Source organism: Mesorhizobium sp. B2-4-7 (genome assembly GCF_006442685.1).
Taxonomy (GTDB): domain Bacteria; phylum Pseudomonadota; class Alphaproteobacteria; order Rhizobiales; family Rhizobiaceae; genus Mesorhizobium.
The window spans coordinates 78,323-91,086 of the sequence record NZ_VFVH01000008.1 but is presented as its reverse complement, the minus strand read 5'-3'; the positions used below and the strand labels follow the sequence as shown (position 1 = coordinate 91,086).

The 12,764-nt window shown below is 62.1% G+C and carries 12 protein-coding genes and 2 tRNA genes; 4 read left to right on the top strand and 10 right to left on the bottom strand.

Going from position 1 to position 12,764, the window contains the following annotated elements:
• Positions 1 to 145 precede the first annotated feature (145 nt).
• The 4 genes from FJ946_RS20955 to FJ946_RS20940 all read right to left on the bottom strand — a co-directional run bounded on the left by FJ946_RS20955 (position 146) and on the right by FJ946_RS20940 (position 3,625).
• Entirely contained in the window at positions 146 to 976 is an 831-nt protein-coding gene (locus FJ946_RS20955) for a PopZ family protein (protein WP_140495748.1), read from the bottom strand.
• Positions 977 to 1,234: 258 nt separating this feature from the next.
• Positions 1,235 to 2,614 carry a TolC family outer membrane protein gene (locus FJ946_RS20950; protein WP_140495878.1) on the bottom strand — a complete coding sequence of 460 codons (1,380 nt, stop codon included), beginning with the start codon at positions 2,612 to 2,614 and terminating at the stop codon, positions 1,235 to 1,237.
• Between the two features lie 178 nt (positions 2,615 to 2,792).
• The gene (locus FJ946_RS20945; protein WP_140495747.1) at positions 2,793 to 3,461 is read right to left on the bottom strand and encodes a protein-L-isoaspartate O-methyltransferase; all 669 of its coding nucleotides are present in this window, start codon (positions 3,459 to 3,461) and stop codon (positions 2,793 to 2,795) included.
• A 90-nt stretch (positions 3,462 to 3,551) separates the two neighbouring features.
• Positions 3,552 to 3,625: transfer RNA gene (locus FJ946_RS20940), tRNA-Cys, on the bottom strand.
• A 221-nt stretch (positions 3,626 to 3,846) separates the two neighbouring features.
• Between FJ946_RS20940 and FJ946_RS20935 the strand changes: the two genes are divergently transcribed.
• The gene (locus tag FJ946_RS20935) at positions 3,847 to 4,098 is read left to right on the top strand and encodes a hypothetical protein (protein ID WP_140495746.1); all 252 of its coding nucleotides are present in this window, start codon (positions 3,847 to 3,849) and stop codon (positions 4,096 to 4,098) included.
• 55 nt (positions 4,099 to 4,153) lie between these two features.
• Here FJ946_RS20935 and FJ946_RS20930 read toward each other — a convergent pair whose 3' ends face one another.
• Positions 4,154 to 4,414 (bottom strand): hypothetical protein, encoded by a 261-nt coding sequence (locus FJ946_RS20930; RefSeq protein ID WP_140495745.1) that lies wholly within the window; start codon positions 4,412 to 4,414, stop codon positions 4,154 to 4,156.
• 221 nt (positions 4,415 to 4,635) lie between these two features.
• Between FJ946_RS20930 and FJ946_RS20925 the strand changes: the two genes are divergently transcribed.
• Positions 4,636 to 4,710, top strand: a tRNA-Asn gene (locus FJ946_RS20925).
• A 449-nt stretch (positions 4,711 to 5,159) separates the two neighbouring features.
• Here FJ946_RS20925 and FJ946_RS20920 read toward each other — a convergent pair.
• The 3 genes from FJ946_RS20920 to FJ946_RS20910 all read right to left on the bottom strand — a co-directional run bounded on the left by FJ946_RS20920 (position 5,160) and on the right by FJ946_RS20910 (position 7,430).
• Positions 5,160 to 5,846: an ABC transporter permease subunit gene (locus FJ946_RS20920; protein ID WP_140564104.1), complete on the bottom strand. Its 687-nt coding sequence runs from the start codon at positions 5,844 to 5,846 to the stop codon at positions 5,160 to 5,162.
• Between the two features lies 1 nt (position 5,847).
• Positions 5,848 to 6,570 (bottom strand): ABC transporter permease subunit, encoded by a 723-nt coding sequence (locus FJ946_RS20915; protein WP_140517154.1) that lies wholly within the window; start codon positions 6,568 to 6,570, stop codon positions 5,848 to 5,850.
• A 74-nt stretch (positions 6,571 to 6,644) separates the two neighbouring features.
• On the bottom strand, positions 6,645 to 7,430 hold the full coding sequence (locus FJ946_RS20910; RefSeq protein WP_140564105.1) for a transporter substrate-binding domain-containing protein: 786 nt from the start codon (positions 7,428 to 7,430) through the stop codon (positions 6,645 to 6,647).
• Positions 7,431 to 7,982: 552 nt separating this feature from the next.
• On the opposite strand from FJ946_RS20910, the gene FJ946_RS20905 reads away from it, so the two are divergent.
• Together FJ946_RS20905 and FJ946_RS20900 are read left to right on the top strand one after the other, a co-directional pair.
• On the top strand, positions 7,983 to 9,278 hold the full coding sequence (locus FJ946_RS20905) for an amidase (RefSeq protein WP_181167635.1): 1,296 nt from the start codon (positions 7,983 to 7,985) through the stop codon (positions 9,276 to 9,278).
• Positions 9,279 to 9,430: 152 nt separating this feature from the next.
• Positions 9,431 to 10,405, top strand: coding sequence for a LysR substrate-binding domain-containing protein (locus FJ946_RS20900; RefSeq protein ID WP_140517158.1), 975 nt, complete (start codon positions 9,431 to 9,433; stop codon positions 10,403 to 10,405).
• 36 nt (positions 10,406 to 10,441) lie between these two features.
• Here the strand turns inward: FJ946_RS20900 and FJ946_RS20895 are convergent, their stop codons facing one another.
• Positions 10,442 to 11,467 carry an aminotransferase class V-fold PLP-dependent enzyme gene (locus FJ946_RS20895; RefSeq protein WP_246673036.1) on the bottom strand — a complete coding sequence of 342 codons (1,026 nt, stop codon included), beginning with the start codon at positions 11,465 to 11,467 and terminating at the stop codon, positions 10,442 to 10,444.
• Positions 11,468 to 11,588: 121 nt separating this feature from the next.
• Entirely contained in the window at positions 11,589 to 12,590 is a 1,002-nt protein-coding gene (locus FJ946_RS20890) for an ornithine cyclodeaminase family protein (protein ID WP_181167634.1), read from the bottom strand.
• Between the last annotated feature and the right edge of the window lie 174 nt (positions 12,591 to 12,764).

The window sequence follows — 12,764 nt, the reverse complement described above, 5'->3', positions numbered from 1 at the left end:
GCGTGGTCGTGGCAATCGCCATCATCGGAGCTATTATTGCGGCCACCGCCTCCTTCGACGTGCCGATCCTGAGATTACCGTGCCTGCGCCAGGGTGAAGGCGCAGCGGTGTCCAACTAGCCACCTAAGGCGACCCGGGAAAATCATTACGCGCCGCGCGCCACGCGCTCGATCTCCTCGCGCACCAGGCGCTCGACCAGCGTTGGCAGGTTGTTGTCCAGCCAGTCCTGCAGCATCGGCCGCAGCATCTCCTCGGCCATCTCGTCGAATGTCTTCTTGCTGCGGCTGGCAAAGGCGTCGGAGAGTTCGCCAAAGGCCGCGGCGACCTGCCGGCCCGTATGCTCGGAAAGGATTGCCGGACGGGCCGCAGGCGTTTCATCCGCCGCCTTGCGCGCCTCGTCGGTGCTCGCCGGGGCGGCGATCGAAGGGGTCCGCTCGAACGCCGGCTCCGGCATCGGCTCGTCCACCGGCGCTTCGGGCTGGACAACCGGCTTGCGAATGCCTGGTATCGCCTTCGCCTGCTCGCCGACCGCTGCGATCTCGCGGCGCCAATCGGCGACGATGGCATCGCTTGCCGCGCCGGCCTCGGGCGTCGCGGGCCTGTCGGTCCTTTCGGCGGGCAGCGGCTCGGCGGCGATCCGGGCGCTCACCTCGGCAAGCGTCATCGACGCCCTTGGTGCCACGGGATCGGTTCGCTCCGGCGCTTCCATGCGCGCGACCGTTGGTTCGGCCGCCGATGTCTGTGCCTGCACCTCCGCCAGCGTGACCGGCTTCCTGACCTCGGGAGCGGCATGCAATTCGGCGCGGAACGCATCGACGTCGGGAGCAGCGCCCGCCGCCGGCTTCAGATCCTGCCGCAAGTCATCGGCATCGTCCGGCTGCTTGCGGCCGCTGTCGCTGTCCTCGATGATCCTCCTGATGGAAGCCAGTATCTCTTCCATGGAAGGTTCGCGCTGTGCGCTGCTTGCCGTTGCCATCGTCACATCCGCCGCCCTTGTGACCTGTTACAGACTTCCGCTCCGGTAAACGCCGGATTCGAATCATGGCGACAGCGTAACCGACGGAGCGCCGTACGAGAATCCCCATTCTGGGGACATGTGGGATTTCAACAGATTAGCGCAATTCGTCGAAAAGCATGTGACGGGTTGCCGGCGCAGTTGCGCAAACAATGAAGCGACCCGGCGTTTCGATCGAACGCCGGGTCGCTTCGAGAGAACTACTCGAATCTGTGGAGTTTAGCGGCCATCCGGCGTGCGCAGGCCGATCCACTTGTCCTTGACGGCATTGTAGTGCTCTTCAGGCCTGTACTTCGTCGCCTGCAGCGCAAGGCGCTCGGCCGAGAGGCGGCCGATCGCCGACAGGATGGCATAACTCGCCACCACAACGTCGTGCTCGGAATTTGCCTGGTTGATCTTGGCGGTGATGACGGTGGCCTGCGCGTTGAGCACGTCCAGCGTGGTGCGCTGGCCGACATTGCGTTCCTCGATGACACCGTTCAGCGCCAGTTGAGCGGCGTCGATCACCTGCCTGTTGGCGGCGACGCTCTGCTGCGCGGCGGTGTATTGCGACCACGCCGAGGCGACGGCCTGGCGCACCTGGTCGCGGCTGACGTCGACCTGGATGCGGGCCTCGCCAAGCGATTCCTTGTTCTGTCGCACGACCGCCGAGGTGCGGCCGCCCGAATAGATCGGGATCGTCAGTGTCGCACCGATGTTGGCCGAGGTCGAACCGCCGTTGCTCCCCTGGAGGTCGGGATTGCGATGCAGATAATCCTCCGAAATGCCGGCCGATGCGGAAAGCTGCGGCAGCAATGCACCCTCGGACGACTTCACCGAAAACGCGGCCGCATCGACCAGATGCTGGGTGGCGAGGATCGCCGGATGCTCGGCCGAGGCGATGGCTATCGCCGAATCGAGGCTCGGCGGCAGCAGCCTGGCCAATGGCGAGGCAGGCCTGAGCTTGCCCGGCTCGTCACCGACGATCTGGTGATAGCTCGCCGCACTTGCCAGCGCCTGCGCGCGGGCGGCGCTGAGCGACGCCACGGCGGAAGCGCGCGACGCATCGGCCTGCGCAACGTCGGTGCGCGTGCCTTCGCCGACCTCGAACCGCGAGCGCGCGGCGCGCGCCTGCTCGGTCAGGAACTGCAGATTCTGCTCCGTCAGCACCGCGATCTGCCGGTCGCGAATCACGTCCATATAGGCCGTGGCCGCGCTCAACAACGTGTTCTCCTCGGTGTTGCGCAGGCTTTCGACGGATGCCTTGACCCGCGATTCGGCTGCCGCCACATTGTTTCTCGTCTGGAAGCCGTCGAACAGGCTCTGGTTTATGACGATGGCCACACTGGCCGACCCCGTCTTGACGTTGGCGCCGCTGGCACGGGTATTCACATAATTCGTGTCGGCCGTCCCGGTGATGGTCGGGCGCCAGCCGGACTTGGCGATGGCCACGCTCTCGTCGGTGACGCGTACGCCGGCTCGTGAGGCATTCAGCGAGGAATTGTATTGATAGGCCTTTGCAAGCGCGCCGGAGATGGTTTCGGCCGAGGCGGCCAGCGGGGAAAGCGCGGTCGCCGAAACGAGGACGGCGGTGAAAAGTGACTTGCGTAGAGACGGCACCATTAAACCCTCATTCGTTTTCCATGGGAACCACGCCGCACCGGCTTCTCCTTGGAGAACCGGAGCGGCGTGTCAGAATGTTCCCTGTCGCTCGGCCCAAAGTGCCCCCATTGGGATCAGCAACGATTGTTCAAATGCAAGCGACCATGACAAAGCCTCTGCTGCAAGGCCAAATCATTCAGAATTCGAAAGCATGCTCACGTTCGAACCCGGGTAGTGGCTTAATTGCCGCATTAAATGCCCGTCTACCGGTTACAACCCCCCCTGCTTTGAAAAAAAGCCGCGCCACGCCAGAATTGCCCTGCCCTTCGACCGCGACGAGGCGGCCGCCTTCGGCGAGCTGGTCGAGCAGCGCCGCCGGCACTTTGCCGACGCTGCCGCCGACGAAGACGACATCGTAGGGCGCCTTGGCCGCATATCCCTGCGGCAGCGGGCCCTGGACCACGGTCACATTGCCGCAGCCCAGCGATGAGAGCACCGACTTTGCGGTTTCGGCCAGCGCCGAATCACTTTCAAGCGCCACCACGGAGCCCGCCAGTCGCGACAGGATGGCCGAGGCATAGCCGGTGCCGCAGCCGACATCGAGGACCGAATCAGCCTGACTGATCTCGGCCAGTTGCATCAGCTTGGCCAGCGGCGAAGGCTCCATCAGATATCGCGCGCCGCCGGGGCCGTCCGCGATGCGGATGTCTTCGTCGATGTAGGCGAGATTGCGCTGGCGTTCGTCGACGAAAAGCTCGCGGGGCACGGAAAGCATGGCGTCGAGCAGCGGCGTGCTGGTCACGTCGGTGGTGCGGATCTGGCCATCGACCATCTTGACGCGAAGCTCGGAGAAATCAGCGCTCATGTCCCAACCAATCCGCTTGCCGCGCCACATCGCGGTTCATTTAGACGGGAACGGCGAGCTCCCTGCGCTGACGCGCGGGAGCCCGGAGATTGGAGGCCTCGCCCGGAATCGAACCGGGGTGCAAGGATTTGCAGTCCTCTGCGTAACCACTCCGCCACGAGGCCTCGTTACTCCCGGCGTTCCACCCGGTTCCAATAGGTTGCGGCGAAAAAGCCGTCAAGCGGCGACAATGCATTCGCGACGGTTTCGCCTGCGCCAGTCCCCGCACCCCGCCCTAAATGCGAGACAGGGCGGTTCGAGCTGCGTTAGCAAGCCGTTAAGCATGGCGGATGATCGGGAGAAACTCCGCGCACCGGGCTGCGTTGAGGCCGAGGAGGACTGCGCCATGCAGCTGGCCAAACCGGACGAGTCGACCAACAACGCGGACAGCTCGCCGCTGCTGGGGTGCGAGGAGCTGGTGCGCTACGCCATGGATTGCCTCAAGATAGAAGGCACCGGCCGGCTTTCACCGCGCGACCGCGCGCGCCTTGCCTCGGCTTCCGCCGTCCTGAAGGAAATCAGCGAGGATCTGAGAGCAGGCCAGCAGGACGCCCCGGAGGAGGCGAGCACTGGAACGCAGGATAGCGCTGCGATTTGATTCGGGCCCCAAAGGCCGCCGCGACGAAGCCGGGCAAGGTCCCCGGCGTGGCCGATCAATCCGGCCGGCGCCGCCGTTCCCACCAGACGACGAACCGGCGCCGATGGCGGCGCACCATGGCGAATTCGTAGGAGAGCACCAAAAGTCCGAGCGGCACCATCCAGAAACCGAGAATCGGCAAGAACCCCAGAATGCCGCCAATCGTCAAAAGCACGCCGATTGCAATCCTGAGGCCGCGCGAACGCGGCATGGTGAACTTGCGCCCGAAGACCGATATCTTTCGCGCCGGTGCCTGGTTTTCTTCTGCTGCCGTCATCTCGAATGGCCGGTCCGTCTGGTGGTTTGAGGATGTCACTTGACGAAAGCCGCGACCGCGCATTCGGTTCCGCGCCCCTCGCAAGACGGCTAATATGAGGACGAACGCCGCCGATTGCGAGAAACGCCTGAGCGAAAAAGTCTCGGAAAAATGCGAAATGGTTCTTTGCAAAGCCGAAAAGGGTTTGCTATAGGCTGCGCCACTCGCATGAGAGCCTCTGTTCCCCGGTAGCTCAGTGGTAGAGCAACCGGCTGTTAACCGGTTGGTCGCTGGTTCGAATCCGGCCCGGGGAGCCACTTAATCCAGAAATGTCTTTAAACCCAAGCACTGCAAGGCTTTCCGCCTCCCAGAGGTACACTGCGGGGTACACTGGGCTATGACGATCGGCGTGAACCACATTCAGAAACGCGGCAAAGCCGGATGGCGCTACAGGCGCAAAATCCCTGGAGAACTTCGGGTTATTTTGGGCACGCGAGAACACCTCGTGCCCGCTTGGCGCCACTGACCAGGAGGCCCTCAAGAAATACCCTGGGGTTCATGTAGGGGCCGAGAAGTTTTTTGTCCGACGCGGTCAAGCGCGCGAACGGCCCCGACAGAGTGGGATCAGTTCCGCGACGAAATAGCCGCTGCTTGCAAAACGGGATTTGGCGAGGTCATCGAAGCGGCGCGATTCTATGTCGAATTCGGCGTGCCTGAAGGTCACGTCGCCTTCCACGCAGCGGCTCGATACACCGATCCGTTCCGCTCAATGTTGTCGAGCAAGCCGTCTCTCGAAGAAACCAAAGCCGATAGTGATCAATGCCGCCAGCAGGAAATATCCTAGCGCGGCGGCGAACAGAGGCTCGTAGACCCGAAATGTCTGCGCGCGAACGAGGTTCGCCGCGCCCATCAGTTCGAAGACCGTGATCGTCGACGCCAGTGCGGTCCCCTTCAAAAGCAGGATGTTCTGGCCGCCGATCGCCGGCAAAGCCAACCTGAAAGCCTGCGGGAGAAGGACGGAAATCATGATCCGTGTTTTCGACAGGCCAAGCGATTGGCCGGCCTCACGCTGCCCTTCTGGAATGGCCTGTATCGCCCCTCTCCAAATCTCGCCACAGTAGGCCGCGGTGTTCAGGGAAAGGGTAAAAAACGCATAGAAGTCCGCGCCTCGCAAAATGGGCCAGAGCGGGCTGTAGCGGATCGAGGGGATCCCCGAGAGAATTTGGCCGATACCGAAGTAGCAGAGGTAAAGCTGGACCAGGAGCGGGGTCCCCCGGAACGCGAGGATAAACGCAACCGCAGGATATCGCAGCCATTTCCTGTTGGATAACCGGGCCAGTGCAACCGGGATAGCAAGCAAATTGCCGACCACCGCACAGCCGAGGAACAGGATTATGGTGACCTGGGCGCCGGCCAGAAGCTGATTGGCGAGGTAGGCTCCAAACTCAGTCACGCTAGCCCCGCCTCCCGCCACGGACGGTGGCTGTTTCGAGGGCATGGAAAAGCATCGCCGATATGCCCGACATGGCGAGGAACACGAACGCGATCGCGCAATAGAACATGAAGTAATCGCGCGTCGCGCCGGCAGCCATCTTGCCGGCGAGAACGAGCTCGGTAAAACCGATCAGGCTGACCAGTGAGCTTTCCTTCAAGACGACCAGCCACAAATTGCCAAGCCCCGGCAAGGCCAGGGGAACCATTTGCGGCACGGTCACCAGGAAGAAGGTCTGGCGCCGTGTCAGACCGAGTGAATAGGCTGCCTCGACCTGACCTCGCGGGATGGCCACGATCGCGCCGCGCAGGACCTCCGTGCTGTAGCCGCCTTGAACGATCCCAAGCGACAGCGTCGCGGCGACAAACCCATTGACCTGGAATTCGGAAGTCAGTCCCGCCAGGCTCACGGCCCAGCGCAACGCGTCCGTCGCGGTATAGTAGACGAGGAATATGATGAGAATGTCCGGTACGGACCGGATGATTGTCGTATAGGCAACGGCTGCGGAGACCGCCACGCGGTTCTTCGAGATCTTGGCCACCGCACCCATGAGGCCGAGGGTCAGGCCCACGAGATAGGCGCTGATCGAAATTCCAAGGCTCAGGCAAGCGCCAAGAAGCAATTCGTCGCCCCAGCCCTTGTCCCCGAAGCTGAGCAGGGTTGCCCAAGACACGGTCGAGTTCATACAGCGCGTTCCAGTTCAATGAAGATGGCGACGGCCGCCCCGGGCCGGCCGTCCCCCGGGCCTGAACCAGATGATCAATCGCCGTAAATGTTGAAATCGAAATAGCGCTTGGTGATCGTCTCGTACTCGCCGCTGGCGCGCACCGCCTTGAGTGCTGCATTGAGGCGGTCCCTCAGAGCGGTGTCTTCCTTGCGCAGGCCGCCGCCGTCGCCGTATCCAAACATTTTCTCATGCGGCAGCGTCACCTTGATTTCATAAGCTTGGCCCTCCGGCTTCTTCAAGAAATCCTGGATCTGGATGCCTGCCGCAGCCATGAGATCCACGCGTCCGGCCTGGATGTCCGCGATTTCGTCATCGAGTGTTGGATAGATCTTCACTTCGGCAATGCCGTTGAACTTATCCTGCATGTAGGTCGCCTGCAGGCTGGCACTCTGTGCCGCGACCGCAATCCCCTTGAATGTCTCCGGCTTGGTCACGTCGAACTGCCGCGTATCCGCCTTGGCGCCGACAAGCACGTTGGGCGAATAGTAGTACTTGTCGGTGAAATCGATCACCTCCTTGCGCTTGTCCGTGATCGACATCGAGCTCCAGATGACGTCGAACTTCTTGGCCAACAGCGCGGGAATGATGCCGTCCCAGGCGATATCGACGATCTCACATTTCGCCTTCATCTCTTTGCAAACGGCATTCATCAGGTCGATTTCCCAGCCCTGCCAGGTGCCGCTGGCATCCTTGACGGAGAAAGGCGGGTATGGCTCCGCGGCGACACCGAAACGGATGACATCGTCGGCCGCCGACGATGAATTGGCGGCGCTAAATACCGCCACGATCAGTGACAAGGCGAGTGCAAGCTTTTTCATGATTGTTCCCCTTTTTGTTTATGTGGATTTGTATCTTCCGCAATGATGATGCTGGTAGCCGGGCATCTGCCGATCTTTCGACGTCGGCCCGTGGCCAGCCGGCAGCATCGAGCATCGTGGACTGGTTCGGATGTCGGCGATGCGAACTTGGCCATTCGGCTCAGTCGACCTTCTTTCAGGGCGGTGTTTGAAAACGCTAACAGTTCAAATGATCTCGATCTAATGCCCCCTGCCGTGCGGTTCATCACCAATAGTTATGACGATAGCCCCTTCGAGTGACGCAGTCCGGCGACCGGCAAACGATCGGCGCTCATTGATCGGCGCGTGCGAGGACAGGGCTGAATTGAACGGTTCACGACGCCGCCATTGATCGCGCCTATGAGTTTTCAGCGATAGTCCCGCGCCCACGGGAATAAGCTCGCGACTGTCCACCAAATTTCTGATGTGGCATCGTCGGCTGGTTCCGGGATGGCCGGCCGCAATGCGGTCGGTCCGGTGCGTTCGCTCTAAGGTCGTCATATGAATAGCAGCCCTTGCCGGTCCATCGAGGAGATGAGCGAAAAGATCGCTGCCGGCCTGTCGCCCGTGGAAATCATGGAGGGTTGCCTCGATCGCATCCAGGAACTGAATGAACACATCAAGGCGATGATTTTCGTGGCCGAAGCTGATGCCCTGGACGCCGCGCTTCAGGCCACACGCGAAATCAGATCCGGTCACAGGCGCGGCCCGCTGCATGGCGTGCCGATCGCGGTCAAAGACGTTATCGACGTCAAGGATTGGCCGACAACGGCTGGCTCCCGGTTGTTTCGGGATCACGTCGCGACGGAAACGGCAACATGCATTGCCAATCTTCAGGCGGCCGGCGCCATCATCATCGGCAAGACGAACCTGCACGAACTGTGCGTCGGCGGCCACGACAATCCTTGGCACGGCAAGGTCGCCAACCCGCTTGATCCGGACCGTGGGACAGGTGGCACGAGCAGCGGGTCGGCCGCAGCGGTCGCGGCCGGTTTTTGCCTGGCAGCGGTTGGCACGGACAGCGGCGGGTCAAACCGATCCCCGGCTGCTGCAACCGGCTTGTTCGGTTACAAGCCGACGAATGATCTGATCGCCGTGCAGGGCGTCATGAGCATAGCGCCTTCGCTGGACTGCGTCGGCGTTCTTGCACGCTCGGTCAGGGACGTTCGCCTGATGACCGAGGCGCTTGCCGGAAAACGGCTCGCCCCGTCGGCAAGCGGGGGCAGCAAAACGACAACGGGCATCACGATCGGCATCTGCCCCGAACTGCTTGGCGCTCACGTCGACACGTCAGTCGATATCGCGTTGGCTACCATGCTCGATCGTCCTGAAGTGCGCACGGTCGAGATCACCTTCGACGACAGGGAGGCGTTCGTTGCCGCGGGACTGACAATCCTCCAATGTGAGTTCGCGCGAATCTACCGCAATGCAATCGAGCAGAAGCCGGACATGGTCGGCGACGCGGTTCACTCATTCCTGCAGGGCGGCATTCGCATCCATGCCGGCGCCTATGATAGCGCCATCGAAATCCGTAACGGCGTGCGAGGCCGGTTTCTGGAGAAAATCGCGGGCCTGGACGCTTTTGCCATTCCTACGGCGCCTGGATCGGCGCCGCGGCTTTCCGACGAACTTACCGAGGTGAATGGGGAAATGGTGCCGTGGGGACTGGCCGGCGGCCGCTTCCGCCGCTGGGCAAATATGCTTGGCATGCCGGCGTTGGCTATTCCTTTGCCGGTTCCTGACGGGCTTCCGGTGTCGGTGCAACTGGCCGCAGGTCCGGGTCAGGACGCCGGTTTGCTCGATCTCGCCGAAATGTTGACAAGCAACTGAAATCAGTTCCGCCAAATCGCTGAAAGTTCATAACCTCCAGGAATAAACTTCCTTCGCGCGCCTCTTGGAACATCCGACCCTTCCCATTAATCTTGGCGTTCGCAGCTCGCTGTTTCGGCACAGCGATCAGCTGCCTGGCAAGGTAAGCGGGCATGAAATTTGGCGAAAAGGACACCGTCACGAAGGAGGCAGAGTTTACGCCTCGCGAGATCGAGGTCTTCGCTTCGGTCATGCTGCATGGAACAACCACCAAGGCGGCCGACGCACTTGACATCACGCAGCCGGCTGTCAGCAAGATGCTCCAGCAACTCAGCGAGAAGGCGGATTTCCAGCTGTTCAGGAAAAGCCGGCAGCGGCTGATCCCCACCCCTGAAGCACACATGCTCTATGCCGAGGTGAAGCGCGTTTTCGAGTCCGCGCGCGGCATCTCGCGCGCCGCGAGGGAGATACGCGAGTTGCGAAGTGGCAGGCTGAACATCTGCGCGCTCCCGGCCTTCGGGTCCACGCTGCTGCCGTCCATCATCACGAGCTTCTCAAAACAGCATCCATCCGTGTCGATTTCCCTGGATATCCGCAGCTCCGCCACGGTGGTGCAGCGGGCGAGCCGCAATCAGCTCGACATCGGAATAGGCGTAACGGCATCGGACGAGAATTCTTCAATCGTCAGGCGAGCGCTGACAGCGACCCCACCGGTTTGCGTCATGCCGGCGGGTCACCGTCTGGCTGAGCTCGACGTGGTGCAGGCAGAAGATCTCGACGGTCTCGACTTCATCTCGATGGGCTCCGCCGATCCGATGCGGCAGCAGCTCGATGCCTTGTGCGAAGAACGCGGAGTGGGACGTCTGTTGAAGGTAGAGGCCAGCCTGTCCAGTGCGTGCATCGCCCTTGTCGCTTCCGGGGCGGGCGTGAGCGTCGTCGACAGGCTTTCGGCGTGGCTGGCACGCGACCTGCCGATCGAGATCAGGGATTTCCGGCCACGTCTCGATCTGAACCTCAGCGTCTACCGGCCTTGGGGTGTCATTGCATCGACGGCGGCGGACGCCTTCACCGAGCATCTCATCCAGACGACGCGAAGCTTTATGAACGGCGTAGAGGCAGGAATCACCGCCCTGGGTCCTCGCCGCTAGGCCGACAGAACTGTTTCCATTCACCGCTGAAAGCCTCTAGCGGAGCGGCAGGCATTCGAACAGGCGGCCGATATCGGCTTCGTCATTGTAGACATGCGGCGACACGCGCATCTTCGTGCCGCGCAGCGTGACGTGCACGTCAGCCCGCTTCAGCTCTTGTGCCGCATTCGGCGCGAGACGGCCCCCTATGTCGAGGATCGCGATATGGGGCGTTGGGTGTCGCGGACGCGCGACCGGCAGCCCTCTGCTTTCCGCCTGCGCCCAGACAAGCTCATTAAGGTGACGCAGGCGCTCAAACACGCGCCCGACGGTCCAGCCGCGGATGAGCTTCATTGCGGCGATTGCGATGGGCAGGACCGCGAAATCGGAGCGTTCCCCCATGTCGAACCGCCGCGCGCCGGGAAGAAACTCGGCTACGGCCACCTTGTAGAAGTCCGATTTGTCCCCGCCCATCCGGTTCCATGAATGATGCTCCAGAGTGCGCCCCTCTGTGTGCCAACGCCGGTCGGCGTAAAGGAATGCGAGGCGATATGGCCCCAGAAGGAACTTGTAGGTGGCAAAGACGAGAAAGTCCGGTCGGACGCGCCGGACATCGAAGGGTATCGCGCCAACCCACTGGGTTCCGTCAACGACAAGACTGGCGCCCGCTGCCCGTGTGGCGGCGACCACCGCCTCCAGGTCGATCGCCATGCCCTCGAACCAATGCACCAGCGTCCCCGCAACGACCGCGATGGGACGGCTCGAGTCTTGGACTGCCGATACGATCGCGCTGGTCCAGTCGCCGTCGGCTGGTTGCGGGACGATATCAACGCAGGCGCCGGCGCGTTGCGCGAGGTCATACCAGACATATCTGTGCGAGGTGTGTTCGTTCTCCATCAGAAGGATGGCCGAACCTGCCGCAACCAAAACGTTGGCGGCTGCGATAGCCATGCCATAGCTGGTGGCGGCCACAATGGCGATCTCATCGGCATCGGCGCCCACCATTGATGCGGCGAGCTGCCGCGCCTCTTCCACCTCGTCGTAATAAGAGGCGATGGTCATTTTCCAGGGTTCGGCTTTCACCCTGACGCCGGCCTCGCCGGCCGCGACGGCGGCGGTCGGGATCGGAGACATATATGCGGCATCCAGATAAGCTGTCTCGCGGGGAATGGAGAAGAGATCTCGTTGGCAGCTCAGCATGGCATCACAACCTGAAATCAATTGAGGTGCCGAGTCCGGCGTTGCGGGCGGAGATATAGACAAGATTGGCAAGCTCGATGTCTTGCGCCGGAACGCCGAGAGACCGGAAAAGCGTGATCTGATCGTCGCCAGTGCGGCCGGGTTTCGCACCTGCCAGCACGTCGCCGACCTCGCCACGGATATGATCGACGCCGATCACGCCGGTTTCAATCGCCTCGATCAGTTCTCCCGCGGCCGTCAGCGCCATAGGCAGGTAGTCGACCCAGATCTGCGCTCTGCGCACACAGTCGAGGTCGAGCTCGCGGCATGAAGCGACGCTCGCCCCGACCGCATTGATATGGACACCAGGCGGAAGCCATTGGCCGCACAGCACCGGCTTTTCGGAAGATGTCGTGGTGCAGATGATGTCGGCCTCGCGAACGGCCTCGCCAGGGTCGTGATGTGCCTTCGCCTGGAATCCGGCGGCTGACTGCTCCTCGGCGAATCGCTGCGCCTTTGCAAAGTCGCGACCCCAAATATGGATCGCATGGATCGGCCGGACGCCCGCAATAGCCGCGACATGCCGGCGGGCTTGCTCGCCATATCCGAACAGTGTCAACGTGGTGCTGTCTTCGCGCGAAAGTGCCCTGGTCGCGACAGCACTGGCCGCCGCGGTCCGCCAAGCCGTAAGCTCTCCCCCGTCGATCAAGGCTACAGGCCGTCCATGATCCTTGTCGAACAGGAAGACACCGCCGCGATGAGACGCGAACCCATGCGCGAAATTGTCAGGAAACACGGAAAGCACCTTCGCCCCGAACAGCGGCCGGTCATCCAGCGCAGCATACATAAGCGACAGACAACTCCCGGCCGCACCCGGCAGCTCAAGTGTGCGCCTGATCTGCTGGCGCGCCATGCCGCTCGATGTTTTGCGCAGTGCGGCCTCGGTCGCTTCAAGAGCCAGGGATAGGCTCAAAATGTCCCGGATCGCGTTCTTGTCGATCAGGAGGAATTCCGGCTCGCCACTCACCGTGCAGTCTCTTCCATTCCGCGATCCCCGATGCGCCGATAAGCGTAGCATTGCTCTCGCAAACGGTTGCGCCCGAATTTGATAACTTCGCACGAGAAGTTGCCCGTGCGGGCTAATGGGCCGACCTGGGCAGCCGCAGATGGCTGGGACATTGGTTCATAACTTTTGGCCATG

Bases quoted from the DNA above. Each gene is read 5' to 3' on its own strand.
- FJ946_RS20955 (WP_140495748.1), bottom strand. From the start codon at position 976: ATGGCAACGGCAAGCAGCGCACAGCGCGAACCTTCCATGGAAGAGATA.
- FJ946_RS20945 (WP_140495747.1), bottom strand. From the start codon at position 3,461: ATGAGCGCTGATTTCTCCGAGCTTCGCGTCAAGATGGTCGATGGCCAG.
- FJ946_RS20935 (WP_140495746.1), top strand. From the start codon at position 3,847: ATGCAGCTGGCCAAACCGGACGAGTCGACCAACAACGCGGACAGCTCG.
- FJ946_RS20930 (WP_140495745.1), bottom strand. From the start codon at position 4,414: ATGACGGCAGCAGAAGAAAACCAGGCACCGGCGCGAAAGATATCGGTC.
- FJ946_RS20915 (WP_140517154.1), bottom strand. From the start codon at position 6,570: ATGAACTCGACCGTGTCTTGGGCAACCCTGCTCAGCTTCGGGGACAAG.
- FJ946_RS20910 (WP_140564105.1), bottom strand. From the start codon at position 7,430: ATGAAAAAGCTTGCACTCGCCTTGTCACTGATCGTGGCGGTATTTAGC.
- FJ946_RS20905 (WP_181167635.1), top strand. From the start codon at position 7,983: ATGAGCGAAAAGATCGCTGCCGGCCTGTCGCCCGTGGAAATCATGGAG.
- FJ946_RS20900 (WP_140517158.1), top strand. From the start codon at position 9,431: ATGAAATTTGGCGAAAAGGACACCGTCACGAAGGAGGCAGAGTTTACG.